Source organism: Lactobacillus amylovorus DSM 20531 (assembly GCF_002706375.1).
In the GTDB taxonomy this organism is placed as follows: Bacteria; Bacillota; Bacilli; order Lactobacillales; family Lactobacillaceae; genus Lactobacillus; species Lactobacillus amylovorus.
Map to the genome: position 1 here is coordinate 1,821,442 of NZ_CP017706.1, position 17,985 is coordinate 1,839,426.

A 17,985-nucleotide genomic window follows, 5' to 3' on the forward strand; every position below is an offset into this window, starting at 1 on the left:
CTCTTTTTTGTATAGGCAATAATTGTGAAAGAATGTCAATATACCATATGAAATTCAAAAGTGTATAATTAATTCTATATTATTTTATATAGGAGTTGACATTTTGAATAGAAAACACAAAAAAGTTTGGTGGATAGTAGGGATAGTTGTTGCAGTCCTGGTCGTCTTAATTGGAGTAGGAGAAGCATACTTTTTCAATGTTGCTTTTGTACCAGGTGAAAAAAGCGTGTTGAATAAATATTCCAGCAAGCAAAAGAAGGATCCGTTAGCACAAAATAAGAAATGGTATGCTAAAGCTAAAAAAGAACACTGGTATATGAAATCCGCTTCTTCAAATTATCGTCTTGATGCCAATTATATTCCAGAAAAGAATTCAAATAAGACTGCAGTCTTGTTGCATGGATTTGGCAACAATAAAGACACAATGGCACCATATGCAGCAATGTTTCATCAACTAGGCTACAATGTTTTAATTCCAGATGCTCGTGCTCATGGTCAAAGTCAGGGTAAATATATTGGTTATGGTTGGCCTGAAAAGTACGACGTTCGAAAATGGGTTAAAAAGGACTTAGCTAAAAAGGGTAAAAAACAGAAAATCGTGATCTTCGGTGTAAGTATGGGTGGCGCGACTGCTATGATGACAAGTGGTATCAAGATGCCTAAACAAGTTAAAGCTTATGTTGAAGACTGTGGTTATTCGAGTGTTAAATCTGAATTCTTGTATGAAGCAAAAGATTTATACAATATGCCTAGCGCAGTTGCTAGTGGTGCGGTTGATCTCTTAAGCGGGATAAGTAAAGCTAACCTTGGCTTTTATTTAGGGGATGCATCTGCAGTCAACCAACTCAAGAAGAATAAACAACCAATGCTGTTTATTCATGGCGGTAAGGATAACTTTGTACCAACTAAGATGGTCTATCAAAACTATCAGGCAAAAAATGGTCCTAAGGAATTATGGATTGCTAAAAAAGCAGCACATGCGCGTTCATTTGAAACTTATCCGCAAGAATTTAAAGCTCATGTAGCTAAGTTTTTGAATAAATATATTTAGAAAATAAAAAATCATTAGATCAAGATGATCTAATGATTTTTTATCTATTCTATTTATTATTTAGTAGCGTTTTGTGGTTTTCTGCGACCAACGAGCCAAGTAGCAATCAGGGCAAGAATAGCTTCAACAATAATCATCGTAATTCTCATAGGAATCTTTGTACTGCCAAGCCATACATCAAGAATGATAGAACCGATAATTAAAATTCCCATCCAAATCCATTGTGATTTGTCAAAGGCAATACCGTATTCTTCTTCACGACGTCTAATACCTGGCAAAATTGCACCCAAACCGATCAGTACGATTACGGCTACAATGTTGATGATCAATTCGTACCACCAAAGGCCACTGCCTTGCTTAACATCTTGTGGTGCAAAACCAAGGATGGTTGCTACGGCAGTAACAACTAACAAGGCAAGACCAACAAGCCAAGCAAGTTTATCGTTTTTAATGTAGACATATTTTGATGGGTACTTCTTTGAGTTCTTTCTCACTCTCATGAATGAGTAAAAGATCCAGCAGGTAACACCTGGTGAAACGATTGAGTTCAAGTTAAGCAACCAGTTGAAGATATCGTTCATGTCAGGTAAGAAGATACCTAAGATCATGATGAATGATGAAAGGGCAACAGTTAAGATGTAACCGTTAATTGGTAAGCCGTTTTTGTCCTTCTTACGTAAGAACTTAGGCATGTACTTATCACCAGTGTCGGAGATAAGCATTCTAGTCATGGCATCAAGCAATACGGCAACCAAGGCACAGTTGAACAATAATGATGTCCAAGCCCAGAGGTAAAGCAAGAATTTACCCATACCAAATTGTTTACCAACCATGTCGAATACGTAGTAAGCACCGTTCATCTTCAAGTCGTTTGGAATGTGGTATGCGTCAAAGTAGATACCAAGTGCAAATGAACCAAGGATAGTTAAGAAAGCAGTCATGATAGCTAAAGTAATCATTGCCTTAGGGAAGTCTGATTTAGGTTTCTTCATCTTAGTTACATATGGTGCAACCAGTTCACACCCGTTCATGGCATAGATTAACATTCCGACGGTTGACCAGTAGTGCAAGTCGAATTTAGGAATGATTGTGTGCCAAGTAAATGGTTGGGTAGCCATGTGACCGCCTGATTTTGCCAAACCAACAAAGGCAAGGAAAACAAACAAGACAGTCATAATAACCATCAACCCACCACCAATACTGGAAAGGAATTCCATTGAGTTGGCAAAGTGGTGTTCAACGATAATGAAAACAATGAACACAACGAAAGTCAAAGCAGCAAACATGGTAGTAGGAATTTTATCTTGGAATCCCTTTGAACCGGTTAATGCCCAACCTAGATCGACAATGATTTCGTTAGCGGAGTCTACAGCATAAGGAATTGAGGCTGCCCAGTATGTCCAAGCAGTGAAGTAACCTAAAAATTCTCCGTCAGTACCGCGGACCCATGATGAAAGTCCACCACCTTCTTCACTAAACGTAGAACCTAATTGTCCTACCATTAATGAGTAAGGTGTTACATAAAGCAAACACATGATAATCCAAGAGGTGATAACTGGCATCCCTTGGTTTTGGAAGTTGTACATGATATCGTCCAAGCCGATAACAGTACAAAGTGCCATCAAGGTCAAAACAGGCCAAGTGATGGCTTTCATTTTATTTGTTGATGTTAAATCGTCCAAGTAATTTTCATCCTTCTCTATATCTAAATCTAAAAATTATTTACTCCCACTAGATAGACGAAAATACCGGCGATTTATTTTTAAATTTTTCGCGCATTCGGTCTCCTCTCTTGTTACAACTATAAATTTTACCTACAAATCACTATTAGGACCAGTGTAAAACGCTTTCCATTTTTTATTTAGAACGTTACTTATTTAATGTAAGTAAGTATAATAAAACTAACAAAAAGTAAGAAAAATAAAAATGAAAATGAAAGGGGAGGATGCTAATGAACGCTCAATTTATTGCAATCGGTATTATTTTTGTAGGCTTGTATTTCTTAACTAAGGAGAAGAAGCTTGCTGTAGAAAGAGTTAGAAAGCATAGATAGAGTTTTTTATGGCAAAAACATCACAAATTATTCGTAATAAAAAAGTAGCAAAATTTTCAACTAGAGAATACACTCGCTGTGAGCGCTGCGGTCGACCACATTCTGTTTACCGTAAATTTGGTCTTTGCAGAGAATTGGCTCACAAGGGTCAACTTCCTGGTGTTAAGAAAGCTAGTTGGTAAAATTTACAGCAGGTTTGAATAATGATTCAGGTCTTTTTTGTTAAGATTTATTTTTTCTTATTAAATTAACAGCATTATTTTTGGTAAAGTAAAAACAAAACTGAATGAGATTGGATAGGGAAAGATTTTAATGAATAAATTTAACTTTACTAAATGGGAAAAAATATTCTTAGTGTTGGCTTTCTTAGTTATCTTGATGCTGTTTGTTTCAAGTTCAATGACGTATCAGCAACAAGAGCTTCATGAAGGAGTCATGAATAAGCGATTTGGCTGGTTAGAAAATATTGTTGCCGGTTGGAATTTTACTTATGGCGGACGCGTGCATAATGTTCAAGTAGACGGCAGAGCTGGGCTTGCTCAATTCGTTTTACGGAAGATGGCACACTTTGGTTCTTATTTCTTGCTAGGTGGTTTCGGCTATTTAGGGATGCGTCGCATTTTTAAGATTAAATGGGTTGCCCCGATTTTAACTTGGTTTATCACGATTGCATTAGCTGCATTTGATGAATATCACCAATTTTTAACAGGTGATCGTACTCCTAGTGTGCACGACGTAATGCTTGATGGAGCAGGAGCTCTGTGTGCGATTCTTTTAGTAATGCTAATCCTCTTTATTAGGAATAAACATCTTGCCAAGAAAAAATCAGTTTAAATATTTGACACCATTGAATTTCTTAGTACTGTGAGTTAAGATAATAACGTTAATTAATATTAGAAAAAAGAAAGAAGGATCCTTATGTCAGGACATTCAAAATGGCACAATATTCAAGGCCGCAAGAATGCGCAAGACGCAAAGAGAGGTAAAATTTTCCAAAAGTTATCTCGTGAAATTTACATGGCTGCAAAGAGTGGTGGTCCTGATCCTGATGGGAATCCTACATTACGTATGGTAATTGATAAGGCACGTTCAAACAACATGCCTAAGGATAACATCAAGCGTGCGATCAAGAAGGCCGAAGGTGGATCAGAAGAACATTACGACGAAATCACTTACGAAGGCTACGCTCCAGGTGGTGTTGCTGTCTTTGTAGAAGCATTGACTGACAACAAGAACCGTACTGCTTCAGATGTTCGTGTTGCATTCACTCGTAATGGTGGATCACTTGGTGCTACTGGTTCAGTTGCATACATGTTTGACCGTAAAGGCTACATCGTAATTGACCGTTCAACTACTGATGCTGATGAAGATCAAATGTTGCTTGATGTTATGAATGCTGGTGGTGACGACTTACAAACCAGTGATGATGCATACGAAATCTACACTGATCCTAAGGAATTCGCAGCAGTTCGTGACGCTCTTATCAAGGACGGCTACAAGCTTGCTGATGCTGAGTTAACTATGATTCCACAAAACACCACTCCTGTTCCAGCAGATAAGAAGGAACAATTTGAACACTTAGTTGATGCTTTGGAAGACAACGACGACGTTCAAAATGTTTACACTGCTGCAGCTGATGAAGACTAATTAAAATAAAAGATAGCTTAGTCCTAGTGACCAATGTCATTAAGTTAAGACATTGACTAATCTGATGACACTTTTTGAGACATTTATCGAATTATTTTATTTGATAAATGTCTTTTTTTGATAGCACAAATAAGCCATCTTAAGATAGCCGTTTAAATTAGTTCAAGCTGCTAGACGATAAGGAAAGCCAACTACTAATTTAACTTTTAGATTTCGTTTATCTTTTCTTCCTGGTCGAATGGGCGTTAAATAAAATGCCACATCTAGCAGTAATTGTGTGAAGTTTTTATCTGAATTATCACTTATACTAAAATATCGTCGCCAGATACAACAGGCCATTTTAAAATCTATTTGATATTGATATTTTCCCTGAGTATACGGTTTTGAGCTCGCAATTATTGATAAACTCACGGCATTATACATTGCAAAATGGGCGTATATTTCCATATAAACAAATTGATCTTTTTTAGAATGAAACTGTATGCCGCTTAAGTCATATTTAAGCTCCCTAAAAGAAGTTTCTATTCCCCAGCGAAGATGATAGATCTCTTTCATTCTAGCTAAAGGATATTCATTTCGATCTAAATTGGTGATGAGGACTTCCCACTCATCGTCTGAACCTGGTGGATTGATTCTAAACTTACAAACTCTAAATCTAACATCACACATATCCTCAAAATCCCAGCGTTGATCTCTGGTATTTTTAGAACGAACAGCTTTATAGTGATGCTTTTTGTGAAGAATCAGGTGAAGAAACTTTTCTGTATCTTTATGGGTGACATAATAATAATGTGACGAAGTTACTCTGCATGATAAGTCAATATCGTATTCATGATTCGACATAGCTACAATTTCTTTAAAAGCACCATCTCCGGATTTTGATCGCATAACATAGTGGCAATGTTTTAATCGATTGCAATTTTCAATTAAATTAAAGCTAATGTAGCCACGATCCATCAGGACTAGAAAATCTTTTTCTTGCTGGGCTAATTTCTTTATCATGGTTAAAGCTGCCTCACGTTCATCCATTTTTTGTCTAGGTTGGATAACCATGTCTAAATATAATTTATTCAAAACATCATAAAAAGCGTTTACATGTATCTGGCAATATTTTCTACCATCTTTGCCTTGAAAAATATTCTTTGATTTTGGATTAAAAGGCTGATCAAAATCGGAACCATCAATCGCTACAACTAAGTATTTGTCATCTAGTAATTGCGGTGCATTGTTTGCCTGACTAAGCTCAGCCATAATTTCTTTAAAGCATTCAGGCTTTAATTTAGCCTTTTGTTGTTCAAAAGCCGAAGCAGTCATTCTAGAATTTATGTCAGGAAAAGCATGAAAAATTTCCGAATTCAGGCTGCCAGCTCCCATGTTAAGAATTAACTTAATCAAATCAGTGGAATTGAGCTTACGACAGCGAATAAAAGCTTGATCAGATACAGAGAAATCGTGAATGTTGTCAGCGATTTTATTGATAATACTATCCATCAGCTTTAAAATATTTGAGTGAAGGGATTTCATAAGAGGCACAGCTTTCTATGAAAGACCAGATAATATGACGAAAGTGAGCAGAAGGGCAAATAAACTCTGCTTACTTTTTATTTTAAAAAGAAAAAAGACCGAATCAAAATGATTCGATCTTTAAAAGCTGTCGATATAATGTCAATGTCTTAACTTAATGACATTGGTCCTAGTGACTGAGCTATTTTTTTGTGCTCAAATTTAATAATTGCTTAATTTACAAACGGCTTTAAATTAACATTTTTAGCTGTTTGTAAATTTTTTTATTTTTCTCAGAAAAAAATCGCCTTTTTTTGCGTAATAAATAGTGTGGGGTGAAAAAGGAGGTTTTTATGAAGACTAAAGAGATTATCAATGAATTGCTCGTTTCTGCTGTTGCAGATAAAGTCAGTGATATTTTCTTTTTTCCGAAAAGAGAAGAAACTGTGGTGGAATTTAGAACTATTAAAGGCGTTGAAAGACAAAAATCTTTTCCGCTAAATGAGGGACAAGAGATCATCAATTTCTTTAAATATAGTGCTCAAATGGATATTGCAGAACACCGTCGTCCGCAAGTTGGGGCGATGATATTTAATGCAGATGAGCAAGAATACTACTTAAGGTTGTCTAGCTTGGGTGATTTTTCCGATCAAGAATCGTTGGTGGTCAGAATCATTTATGGCATTGACCACAGTCAGTATTTTATGGACAAACAATTGGAAAATATAAAGAGTTTAGCTTCGCGCAGAGGTTTGATCATTACAAGCGGTCCTACTGGTTCTGGAAAGACTACTACGATGTACGAAGTTGCTAAAGAAATAGGCAAGAATAAAGTCGTGATGACAATTGAGGATCCAGTTGAAGTTCATGAAGCCACTTTTTTGCAATCACAAGTCAATAATGAAGCCGGGATTGACTATCAAAGCCTGCTTAAGGCAGCGTTGCGGCACCGTCCGGATATCTTGATTATTGGTGAAATCCGGGATGCTGGGACGGCGCGTCTAGCAGTGGATGCGGCCTTAAGTGGACACTTAGTGTTTGCAACTGTTCACGCTAAAAGTACGCTGCAAACGGTATCCAGATTAGAAGGACTAGGCATTAGAAAAGATGAACTGGCAAACTGTTTAACCGCAGTTTCATATCAACGTTTAATGCCTAGCCATGAGCAGACGAAATGTTTGATGGATATTGCAAGTGGTGAGGTTTTGAAAGAAGCAATGGAGCAGGAAATCCGCGGAGAATTCATTGATTGGCAAAAGAATATGCACCTATTGCAGAAGGGAGGAGAAATTAGTGATGAGGTATATTGGCAATTCCAACAAGGATAAGCTGAATGGCGAGGAACAGTTGGCTTTTTTAGATTATTTAAAGCACAGTTTGGATAATGGTTTTTCACTGATTAACTCAATTGAATTAATGCCGGCTCTGTGGCCTAAGAGAAAAGAACTAATGGGAAAATTAGCAATGCGGATGAAAGAGGGGGCTAATTTTAGTAGCGAATTAGTGAAACTGGGCTTTTCTAAGACAACGGTGACCCAGGTTAATTTGGCCTTGCAGCAGGGAAATCTAACGGAATGCCTGAACCAGCTGGCAACTTTAAATCGCTTAAAACAAGAACAAGTTAAGAAATTGCGATCGGAACTGTCATATCCGTTTGTTTTAGCAATTATGATGGTGGTTTTGCTGGTGTTCATGCAATCGTTTATTTCTACGCAGTTTAGCGATACTAGTGAACATTCTGGGGATCTAGTAATGCTGGTATTGATAGGTCTAGTTTTAGTAGGAATTTATTTTTTAGTCAAGATCGTAACTTTGCTGAATAAGCAGGATTATGACTCGATGAAGAAGCTGGTGAAGTATCCGATTATTGGACCAGTTATTAAGCTATATGTGAATTATTTGTTGGTCTATGATATCGGGATGCTTTTGGCTAGTGGATTTTCATTGCAGCGAATGTGTGAATATGCTTCAGAACAAGAAGAGGGATCATTGCAGCAGGCTTTGGGTCAGAAGATTGGCAGTCAACTAGCTGAAGGGAAGAACTTGGAAGAGATCATTAAGCAGGAAGAATTCTTGCCTAATAGTTTGTTGATCATGTTGCAGACGGGATCGGAAAGAAAGAGCTTGAGTCAGAGATGCTTGGTTTTGGGACGCAGTCTGTTTATTGATTTAACAGGAAAAATAGAGAAGCTGGTCGTGAATGTACAACCAATTTGTTTTATTTTGATTGGCGTCTGCATTATTGGGATGTATTTGAAATTGTTGTTACCGATGTATTCGATGATGCAGGGGATTTAGGAGTATAGAAATGAAGAAAAGATTTAAACAATATTTGTTGAATATTTTAGCAAAGAGCCGCCGACAAGAAGGCTTTACTTTGATTGAAATGGTTGTGGTGATTGCCATTATCGTAATTTTGATTTTGCTCATTGTGCCAAATTTGATTGGACAAAAGCAGAAGGCGGAAGACAAGTCTATGGATGCGTTTAGAAATACGATTTTGACGCAAGTAGAGTTGTATAAGGATGATCATCCAGAAAAGACAAATATAAGTTTAGAAGACTTAGAAGGTGATCACTATTTAACTTCAGATCAGGTAAAAAAAGCAAAGAAAAATAATATAACCGTAGAAAATGTTAATAAACCGCAATAATTTACCCGCTTTTTCCTTAATCGAAACAATAATCACCTTAGGTATCTGCTGTGGCATATTACTAATCGGAACTTTGCAACTGAAAAAGTACCAAGAACGTCTGATTTTCGATAATACCGTTAAAGAAGTGACTACTGCAATCGATCAAGCTTCAAGAGTTAGCACAATCACGGGAGAGGGCGTAGTAATTATTTTTTCACAAAGTGAACATTACTTGAGGCTCAGTGGGAGAACAAGTAACAAAAAAATTGATATCGATGAAAACATGGAAATATCAGGACTTAGAAATTTTCATTTTGATAAACACGGCTATTCATCACCTGGTACTGTGACCTTCACGGGGTATGGGATGGAAAAGAAAATAAAGTACCAAATGCTATGGGGACGGGTGCCAAAATGAGGAAAGTAAAAGGATTCTTAATGGCGGAAAGTATTGTTGCACTGATTATTGCTACTGTTGCCGTAAGCTGTATGTATTTGACGGTTGCCGAAAGCCAAGAGAACGGAAGAGAGATTGAGCTAAAAACAGATCGCGCTTATGCCTACCATGTTTTACAAGAAAGCAATCTAAATCAAGTTACGGTTCACGATCGAATTTATGAAAAGGCAGGGCATAACTATGTTTATGATCGGGATGCAAAACAAGAATTCGCAGTTGAAGACTAAAGGCTTTGTGCTTGCTGAAGCAATCTTTTCCTTATTTGTGACCATGCTAGTCTTATTTATTTTGCAGAATTTATTATTAAGCGTTAAAAAGGCTAACCTGAGTGAAAATCAACATATGAATGAAGTTGCTTATGCGTATGTGCAATTAGATCGCTACATGCACGATGAAGATACTAAGATGGTTTATCCGTTAGTAAATGAAGGAAAAGCTAAAAGTGCAACATTCGTCAAAGTAAATAAAGATAAAAGTGAAGTAGAATACAAGATTGAATATTATTTGTCAAAACGCGTTTTAAAAGTTTCCAAATCTAACGGTGGTGGTTACATGCCGTTAATTTTTAATGTCCAGAGTGCAAAATTTATTATTAGAAAAGATAAGATTATCATTCGCATTAATGAGTACAAGAAGGGAGAATCTGATTTAGTCTTTCAACTTGATGAAGAACCAGATGAGGATAGGAATGTTAGAAAGAATAAAAAAGAAGACCAAGGTAAAAGGAAGCGCACTATTTAGCAGCATCTTAGTATTAATCACGACATTATTGTTTATTAAAATGTATCAGGATATCTATCAAACCAGCATGGAAAACAATATCTTACTTATTAAATATCTATCTAATTAAATGACTTTTCTTGCACCTCAACTTGCCTTTCTTTAAAATATTAAAGGTAATGGAGGGCTACTAGATGGAAAATTTTGAAAAACTTTTTAATCAATTTTTAGATTGCGTACAAACTTTGCAAAATGCATTGAATGTTTCATTTACAGAAGCATTGGTTGAAACATTTGACAACTTAGAACAAGGTAAGATAAAAGTTGAAAACGGTGCACCCGATGAAAAGACCATCGAAGAATTAAGCAAGAAGTATCAAGCAATTGATTATGATCACATCAGTCAAAAAGATAAGGCACAAGTATTTACTTTTTTGACCTTAAAGGCAGTTAATGACGATGGCTTAGATGCTAACCAAATGCCAACACCACCAGCTATTTCTACTGTTGTAGCAATGCTGATGCATAAGTTGCTTAAAGATGAAAAGATGGAAATCATAGATCCAGCAGTTGGTACAGGGAACTTGCTCTTCTCAATAATTTCTCAATTGAAGGCTTTAAATCACTCCAAAGACAACTATCAATTAGTTGGAATTGATAACGACGAAGAAATGTTGAACTTAACGGACGTTGCTGCTCACTTAAATGACATTGATATTGAGCTATACTGTCAAGATGCTTTAATGCCTTGGATGTGTCCTAATGCTGATGCGATTGTCAGCGATTTGCCAATTGGTTATTACCCAATTGATGAGAACGCTAAGAACTTTGAAAATCATGCTAAAAAGGGTCACTCATTTGCTCATTTATTATTGATTGAACAAATTATCAAGAATCTTAAGTCAGATGGTTATGCTTTCTTAGTTGTTCCTAAGTCAATTTTGTCCGGTAAGATTGGTGCGGACTTTATGCCATGGCTCACCAAAAAGGTATATTTGAAGGCGATCGTAGAATTGCCTGATGATATGTTCAGAAATAAATTTAATCAAAAGTCTATTCTTGTCTTCCAAAATCATGGTTCAGAAGCTAAATCTAGTGAAGTTTTGTTGACCAAGTTGGATTCATTGAAGAAAGAACAATCTTTGATTCAATTTAATGTGAAATTGAACGAGTGGTATACTAAAATCAATCATTAATTCGTAAAGCACGTAACTTTATTGAAAGTAGAGGAATTTATTTTTATGGAAAAAGTTTTGGCAATCAACTCTGGTAGTTCATCTTTCAAGTACAAGCTATTTTCTTTGCCAGATGAAAAAGTAATTGCAAAAGGAATGGCCGATCGTGTAGGCCTTGATGATGCTTCATTTGAAATTAAATTGGCTGATGGAACAAAGCATGTTGAAAAAACAGAAATTCCAGATCAAGAAGCTGCAGTTAGTTTATTGCTTAAATTCTTGAAGCAATTTAATGTTGTTGAAGATTTAAATGAAATTGTTGGTGTTGGTCACCGTGTAGTTAATGGTGGTGAATTCTTTAAAGATTCAACTATCATTACTAAGGAAAACCTTCACGAAATTTATGAATTGGAAGATTATGCTCCACTTCATAACCCAGCAGAAGGTCGCGGCATTGAAGCATTTATGAACGTATTGCCAAACGTTCCTCAAGTTGCTGTCTTTGATACAACTTATCACCGTGCTCTTGATCCAGTACATTACTTATATTCTCTTCCATACGAATATTATGAAAAATACGGCGTACGTAAGTATGGTGCACATGGTACTTCAGTTCGCTATGTTGCCCCACGTGCCGCAGATATGATGGGCAAAGATCTTAAAGATTTAAAATTGATTGTATGTCACTTGGGTTCAGGTGCTTCAATCACTGCTGTTAAGGATGCAAAATCATATGATACTTCAATGGGCTTTAGTCCACTTGCTGGTATTACTATGGCTACGCGTTCAGGTGATATTGATCCATCTCTTATTCAACACTTAATGCATGTTGAACATAAATCAATGGATGAAATGATCTATATGTTGAACCATAAATCTGGTTTGTTAGGTCTTTCTGGTATTTCACCAGACATGCGTGACGTTAGAGAAAGCGATAGCGACCGTGCAAAGTTAGCTAGAAACATCTTTATTAACCGTATTGTTCGCTATGTTGGTTCATACATTGCTGAGATGGGTGGTGTAGATGGAATTATCTTTACCGCCGGTATTGGTGAACACGACATGGGCGTACGCGAGGCTGTAATGGATGCATTTAAGTACATGGGTGTAGATCCAGATTACGAAGCTAACAATAAAATCAGTGAAGGCTTTATTACTAAGCCCGATTCTAAGGTTAAAGTAATGGTTATTCCAACCAATGAAGAATTAATGATTGAACGTGACGTTGTTCGTTTAACTCACATTAATTAAGCCTTTTTGTTCGCACATTGTGTAGGTCTATGCTACAATATTAGAGTCTCAAGGGGATGTTTTGGGAATCGACAGGCGTAGACTCGCATTGACTGCGGTTCGTAGGTTACGTCTACGTAAAAACGTTACAGTTAAATATAACTGCAAATAACAAAAATTCTTACGCATTAGCTGCTTAATTTAGCGCATGCGTTGCTCTTTGTCGGTTTACTCGTGGCTGACACTGAGTATCAACTTAGCGAGTTACGTTTAACTACCTCACCTGAATAGTTGAAAAGAGTCTTAGCAGGTTAGCTAGTCCATACTAGCCCTGTTATATGGCGTTTTGGACTAGTAAAGTTCAAGTAATATAACTATGATCGTAGAGGTCAGTGACGAGCTGCGTTTGGACAGGGGTTCAATTCCCCTCATCTCCATAGATAAGAAAATGCTTTAATGTCAACATGCTAGAAACATTGATATTAAAGCATTTTTGTTTTGTTGAATTAGTTGAAATCAAATATGAAGCCTAAAAAAGACTTCATATTAAGCTTCATATTTTCGTGAAGTCTACAGAATTATTTTTGTTGTGTAGGTAGGCTAATCTTAGATATTTAGCTGTAATAGATTTATATCATTGTTTATGTTAACCAACATTGTAGGGCGTTGGTTTTATTTTTAGGTTATACATACTTATAAATTATTAGTAAAAGGGACGCATAAATAAAATGAATACCAAACATCTCCATAGATAAGAAGAAAGCTTTGTTAGGAAAGTATGAAGTGAGACCTAAAAGTGAGACACTTTTAGGTCTTTACTATGTCTAAATTTAATAAAGAACAGAAAATAGAAATTTATCGTAAATGGAAAGATGAAAAGATTTCAATAAGTCAGTTGTCTAAAACATATAAAACGAATGTAGCTAATTTGGATTACATGCTTAGATTAATTGATATGTATGGAATCAATGTTTTAGATAGGCCTTATCAGGTTTATTCTAAGGAATTTAAAGAACAAGCAATTGAGCAAGCTGTTTTCAGTACCAAGTCATATGTACAAGTATCACTAGAACTGGGGCTTAAGAGTATTGGCACACTTAGTATTTGGCTTAGAGAATATAAGGAAAACGGGTATAATGTCATTATCAAACAGAAAGGACGCCCTGCCCGTGATCAAAGAGACTCAAAAATCACGCAAGGAATTGGAGAAAGAGATCCAAAAGCTGAAAGAAGAAAACTTGCGATTGCGTATTGTGAACGAATACGTAAAAAAACTGAAGGCCTTGGATCAAGACAAAGATCGAAAGAAATAGCTAAGGCAATTACTGATCTAAGGCATGAATTTAAGGTTAGCTTGAACTATGTCTTAGATGCAATTTCAGAGCATCCAGAGCTGCCTACGATTGCCAGAAGTTCTTACTATAAAATAATTAAACGAAAGCCTAAGAAGCCCAAGCGTTCCAAACTTATTGCAAGGATCAAGGAAATATTTAATCGTCACAAAGGACGCTATGGCTATCGTCGAGTGGCACTCCAGTTAATAAAAGAAGGCTGGAATATTACTGAGAAAACAGTCCGTTACTGGATGCATAAATTGGGTCTTAAGGGTATCAGACGCAACAAGCGTAAGTATTCAAGCTACAAGGGAACTATTGGCAAGATAGCCCCTAATTTAATTCGTCGTGATTTCTTTGCACCAATGCCCAACATGAAATGGTACACTGACATTACTGAATTTCACCTCAATGGTGAAAAGCTTTATCTATCACCTATTTTGGATGGTTGTGGAGGCGATATAGTCTCTTACACTATTTCCAAACATCCAGACATGGAGTTAGTAATGACAATGCTTGATAGGGCTTTTGCCAAGGAAACGGCTCTTAATAATTGCATCTTTCATACTGATCAGGGCTGTCAATACCAAAGTCCAAGATATCAGCGTGCTTTAAAGCTTCATGGTATTACTCAAAGCATGTCTAGAAAAGGTAATTCCATGGATGATGGGCTAATGGAAAACTTCTTTGGCTTGCTCAAAACAGAGATGTTCTATGATCAAGAATACAAGTACCATAGTCTTCAAGAATTAGCTCAAGCAATCGAAGAATATATCGAATACTATAACGAAGAAAGGATAAAGAGCAGATTAAAAGGCTTAACTCCGAAAGAATATCGGAATCAAGCCTCTATTAATCCTGTATTTTAAACTGTCTAATTTTTAGGTCTCAGTTCAGTATCCTAGCAAAGCTTTTTTATTATTTTTTACTATAACTTTTAGTTATTTACTAATGCTAAAAATAAGTATTAAACATTATTGGCAAGGGCTTGTACAATTATCATAGTTAAAAATGAAATTAAGCATATTAAATACACGGAGAAAAATAATGAGAGGAATTAAGAATAGATATTTTGAAGGGGAAAGAATCCTTTACGGCTTAAATGACGCCAACTTAGAAGGTATAACTTTTGGTGAAGGTGAATCACCATTAAAAGAAGCAACAAATATTACTTTAAAAAATTCAATTTTTAAGTGGAAATATCCTCTTTGGTACGATGAAAATGTCAATGTAGAAAATACAACTTTCGAAACAATGTCTAGAAGTGGTATTTGGTACACTAAAAATATTTCAATTAAAAACAGTGCGTTGCAAGCACCAAAGTTGTTCAGAAGAGCTAGTCATATCACTTTAGATAATGTTCATTTTGCTGATGCTGAAGAAACAATGTGGACTTGTGACGATATTAGAATTACTAATTCTCAAATCAACGGTGATTATTTTGGTAAAGATAGTAAAAATATTTACCTTGATAATGTAAGTGTAATTGGCAACTACGTCTTTGACGGTGCCGAAAATATTGAAGTTCATAATTCAACTTTTGTATCTAAAGATGCGTTTTGGAACTGTAAGAACGTTACAATTTATGATTCAATTATTGATGGTGAATATTTAGCTTGGAATACTAACAATATTAAGTTCATTAATTGTAAAATTGAAAGTGATCAAGGATTAAATTATATTGATCAACTTGAAATCAAAAATAGTTCACTCATCCATACAGATTTGGCTTTCGAAAAAGTTTCTAACATGGATATGGAACTGGATGCCAAAATCGATAGTGTAAAGAATCCAATTTCAGGTAAGCTTGTCGCTCCTGAAATCGGTACTTTAATCATGGATCCTAACAAGATTGATCCTGCAAAGACGATTATTGATTGTCCCAAAATTGGTAAAAAGGTTAATCAATCAGATATGAATCAAGAACCAAAGGACTAGTGATAATATGCAATATGATTTTGTAAATGCTCCAGACAGAACGCATACTGATTCTGTAAAGTGGGATGTTAAGCCAGGCGAATTGCCAATGTGGATCGCAGACATGGACTTTAAGACTGCACCGGAAATAACTGCTGCGATGAAAGAAAAAATTGCTTTGGGTGCATTTGGCTATGAATTTCCTAAAGATGATTACTTTAATGAAGTAGCTGATTGGTATGAAACTGAACACAACCATCGTCCAAAAAATGAATGGATGATTTTTACTACAGGTGTTGTACCAGCAATTTCTTCAATTGTTCGTCGTATTTCACACATCGGTGACAATGTCTTAGTACAAGAACCTGTTTACAATATTTTTTATAATTCCATTTTGAATAATGGACGTCACGTTTTATCAAGTGATTTGCAATTCGACGGTGAAAAATATGCAGTCGATTGGCAAGACTTAGAACAAAAGTTAGCCGAGCCTTTGACTACCTTAATGATTTTCTGCAATCCTCATAATCCAGTAGGCAAGGTTTGGACGGCAGAAGAAGTACAAAGAATCGCAGATTTGTGTCACAAGCATCACGTAACTTTGCTCTCAGATGAAATTCACGGCGATTTAGTTAGAAAGGGCCCTGATTATACACCAGCATTTTCAGTTGAGGGGCCAGCTAAGCAGAGCGTGATCTCACTTGTTTCACCAAGTAAGACCTTTAATGTGGCTGCTCTTCATGCCGCTACTGCAATTGTTCCAGACGAAAATTTGCGTGAAATGGTGAGCCGCGGCTTAAATAGCGATGAAGTAGCTGAACCTAATCTGTTAGCTATTCCCGCAACCATTGCTGCTTATGAACAAGGCCATGACTGGCTGAAGGGATTGAAAGCACAATTAAATGATAATTTTGATTATGCAGCTGAATTTATTCAGGCTAAAATCCCAACTGCAAAGGTGATTTCAGGTACCGCTACTTACTTAATGTGGATTGATGTACATGAAATAACTGATAACTCAAAAAAACTAGTTAACTTTATTAGAGAAGAAACTGGTTTGATTGTTTCTGCCGGTAGTATTTATCGCGGTGATGGTCATGACTTTATCCGAATTAATTTGGCTTGTCCACTAGAAATGGTTAAAGATGGGATGGACCGTTTAGCCACAGGAATTAGTAAGTATAGCAAATAGCTTTACATGTAAAGAAAAAAGTATATATAATTGAGAAAAGGGTTTCATTTCTTTTACCTTAAAGTATATACTTTATATGAGGTGATTTAAATGGAACCATTATTTTTAACCCCGTACTTTAGACCTAAGATTTGGGGCGGTCGTAAATTAAAGGATATTTTTAACTATGATATTCCGGATGGAAAAGTTGGCGAAGCCTGGATTATTTCCGGCTATAAGGATGATGCTTCAACTGTAACTGAAGGCCCACTTAAGGGCATGTCACTTAGAGATGTTTACTTAAAGCACCCAGAACTTTTTGGCAATCCTAAAGCTAAAGAATTCCCACTTTTGGTAAAATTCTTGGACGCTAACGATAACTTATCAGTTCAAGTGCACCCTGACGATGACTATGCTCGCAAGGTGGAAAATGACTCAGGTAAAACTGAAAGTTGGTACGTCATGCAAGCCGATCCAGGTGCCTACATTATTTATGGTCACCATGCTAAGACTCGCGAAGAATTAGCAGACATGATTCACAAGGGTGAATGGGACAAGCTTCTTAGAAAAGTTCCAGTAAAAGCTGGCGACTTCTTCTATGTTCCTGCAGGTACAATTCACGCTTTGACTAAGGGATGCTTGGTAATTGAAACTCAACAATCAAGTGACGTTACTTACCGTTTGTACGACTACGATCGTGTAGACAAGAAGACTGGCAAGAAGCGTGAACTTCACACCCAAAAGTCAATTGATGTCACGACTGTACCACATGTTGATCCAAAGCTTGATGTTAAAACCAGCAAGGATCAAGATGCAGAAATTAAGACTTGCGTAAAACCACCAGTTTCACCACACTTTTACTTATGGCAAATCGATCTTGACGGTACTTGGAAGACCGGTTTGAACAACCATCCATATCTTTTGGTATCAGTAATCAAGGGCGAAGGTAAACTTGAAGCTGATGGCAAATCATACGATTTAAAGATGGGAACTAATTTAATTATTCCAAATGAGATGAAGAAATTCACATTCACTGGTAAAATGAGAATAGTTATGTCTGCACCTGGTGAGGGATAACCGTTTTAATTTATC

Annotated in this window: 18 protein-coding genes and 1 other RNA gene; 17 read left to right on the forward strand and 2 right to left on the reverse strand. The window is 36.3% G+C overall.

Annotation, left to right across the window (positions count from 1 at the left end):
• Nucleotides 1-103 precede the first annotated feature (103 nt).
• Nucleotides 104-1,051 (forward strand): alpha/beta hydrolase, encoded by a 948-nt coding sequence (locus LA20531_RS09330; protein WP_056940710.1) that lies wholly within the window; start codon nucleotides 104-106, stop codon nucleotides 1,049-1,051.
• 56 nt (nucleotides 1,052-1,107) lie between these two features.
• Here the strand turns inward: LA20531_RS09330 and LA20531_RS09335 are convergent, their stop codons facing one another.
• The gene (locus tag LA20531_RS09335; RefSeq protein ID WP_056940709.1) at nucleotides 1,108-2,733 is read right to left on the reverse strand and encodes an APC family permease; all 1,626 of its coding nucleotides are present in this window, start codon (nucleotides 2,731-2,733) and stop codon (nucleotides 1,108-1,110) included.
• A gap of 379 nt (nucleotides 2,734-3,112) precedes the next feature.
• Here LA20531_RS09335 and LA20531_RS09340 point away from each other — a divergent pair, with 379 nt between their 5' ends.
• From LA20531_RS09340 to LA20531_RS09350, 3 genes are all read left to right on the forward strand, one after another.
• Nucleotides 3,113-3,286 (forward strand): type Z 30S ribosomal protein S14, encoded by a 174-nt coding sequence (locus LA20531_RS09340; RefSeq protein ID WP_056940708.1) that lies wholly within the window; start codon nucleotides 3,113-3,115, stop codon nucleotides 3,284-3,286.
• Between the two features lie 130 nt (nucleotides 3,287-3,416).
• Complete coding sequence (locus tag LA20531_RS09345) at nucleotides 3,417-3,938, forward strand: VanZ family protein (protein WP_056940707.1); 522 nt, start codon at nucleotides 3,417-3,419, stop codon at nucleotides 3,936-3,938.
• 84 nt (nucleotides 3,939-4,022) lie between these two features.
• Complete coding sequence (locus LA20531_RS09350) at nucleotides 4,023-4,751, forward strand: YebC/PmpR family DNA-binding transcriptional regulator (protein ID WP_025014446.1); 729 nt, start codon at nucleotides 4,023-4,025, stop codon at nucleotides 4,749-4,751.
• 162 nt (nucleotides 4,752-4,913) lie between these two features.
• Here LA20531_RS09350 and LA20531_RS09355 read toward each other — a convergent pair whose 3' ends face one another.
• Nucleotides 4,914-6,275 carry an IS4 family transposase gene (locus tag LA20531_RS09355; protein ID WP_099202253.1) on the reverse strand — a complete coding sequence of 454 codons (1,362 nt, stop codon included), beginning with the start codon at nucleotides 6,273-6,275 and terminating at the stop codon, nucleotides 4,914-4,916.
• Nucleotides 6,276-6,607: 332 nt separating this feature from the next.
• On the opposite strand from LA20531_RS09355, the gene comGA reads away from it, so the two are divergent.
• The 13 genes from comGA (at nucleotide 6,608) to manA (ending at nucleotide 17,970) form a co-directional block, all read left to right on the forward strand.
• A complete protein-coding gene (comGA, locus tag LA20531_RS09360; RefSeq protein WP_056940679.1) occupies nucleotides 6,608-7,582 on the forward strand; it encodes a competence type IV pilus ATPase ComGA in 975 nt (324 codons plus the stop codon).
• Nucleotides 7,551-8,552 carry a type II secretion system F family protein gene (locus LA20531_RS09365; RefSeq protein WP_056940678.1) on the forward strand — a complete coding sequence of 334 codons (1,002 nt, stop codon included), beginning with the start codon at nucleotides 7,551-7,553 and terminating at the stop codon, nucleotides 8,550-8,552. The genes comGA and LA20531_RS09365 overlap by 32 nt, the downstream gene beginning before the upstream one ends.
• Before the next feature lie 10 nt (nucleotides 8,553-8,562).
• Nucleotides 8,563-8,907, forward strand: a complete 345-nt coding sequence (comGC, locus tag LA20531_RS09370; protein ID WP_056940677.1) for a competence type IV pilus major pilin ComGC — start codon at nucleotides 8,563-8,565, stop codon at nucleotides 8,905-8,907.
• A complete protein-coding gene (locus LA20531_RS09375; protein ID WP_056940676.1) occupies nucleotides 8,888-9,307 on the forward strand; it encodes a hypothetical protein in 420 nt (139 codons plus the stop codon). Before comGC ends, LA20531_RS09375 begins: the two co-directional genes overlap by 20 nt.
• Entirely contained in the window at nucleotides 9,304-9,573 is a 270-nt protein-coding gene (locus LA20531_RS09380; RefSeq protein ID WP_041808186.1) for a hypothetical protein, read from the forward strand. Before LA20531_RS09375 ends, LA20531_RS09380 begins: the two co-directional genes overlap by 4 nt.
• The gene (locus LA20531_RS09385; RefSeq protein ID WP_375711704.1) at nucleotides 9,533-10,087 is read left to right on the forward strand and encodes a competence type IV pilus minor pilin ComGF; all 555 of its coding nucleotides are present in this window, start codon (nucleotides 9,533-9,535) and stop codon (nucleotides 10,085-10,087) included. The genes LA20531_RS09380 and LA20531_RS09385 overlap by 41 nt, the downstream gene beginning before the upstream one ends.
• A 173-nt stretch (nucleotides 10,088-10,260) precedes the next feature.
• A complete protein-coding gene (locus tag LA20531_RS09390; RefSeq protein WP_056940675.1) occupies nucleotides 10,261-11,262 on the forward strand; it encodes a class I SAM-dependent methyltransferase in 1,002 nt (333 codons plus the stop codon).
• A 45-nt stretch (nucleotides 11,263-11,307) separates the two neighbouring features.
• Nucleotides 11,308-12,492, forward strand: coding sequence for an acetate/propionate family kinase (locus LA20531_RS09395; protein WP_056940674.1), 1,185 nt, complete (start codon nucleotides 11,308-11,310; stop codon nucleotides 12,490-12,492).
• Nucleotides 12,493-12,544: 52 nt separating this feature from the next.
• Nucleotides 12,545-12,911: a transfer-messenger RNA gene (ssrA, locus tag LA20531_RS09400) on the forward strand.
• Nucleotides 12,912-13,291: 380 nt separating this feature from the next.
• Nucleotides 13,292-14,674, forward strand: coding sequence for an IS3 family transposase (locus LA20531_RS09405; protein ID WP_099202202.1), 1,383 nt, complete (start codon nucleotides 13,292-13,294; stop codon nucleotides 14,672-14,674).
• 178 nt (nucleotides 14,675-14,852) lie between these two features.
• Nucleotides 14,853-15,743 carry a DUF3737 family protein gene (locus LA20531_RS09410; protein WP_056939721.1) on the forward strand — a complete coding sequence of 297 codons (891 nt, stop codon included), beginning with the start codon at nucleotides 14,853-14,855 and terminating at the stop codon, nucleotides 15,741-15,743.
• A gap of 7 nt (nucleotides 15,744-15,750) precedes the next feature.
• Nucleotides 15,751-16,914, forward strand: a complete 1,164-nt coding sequence (locus LA20531_RS09415; protein ID WP_056939720.1) for a MalY/PatB family protein — start codon at nucleotides 15,751-15,753, stop codon at nucleotides 16,912-16,914.
• 90 nt (nucleotides 16,915-17,004) lie between these two features.
• Entirely contained in the window at nucleotides 17,005-17,970 is a 966-nt protein-coding gene (manA, locus tag LA20531_RS09420) for a mannose-6-phosphate isomerase, class I (protein WP_056939719.1), read from the forward strand.
• Nucleotides 17,971-17,985 lie beyond the last annotated feature (15 nt).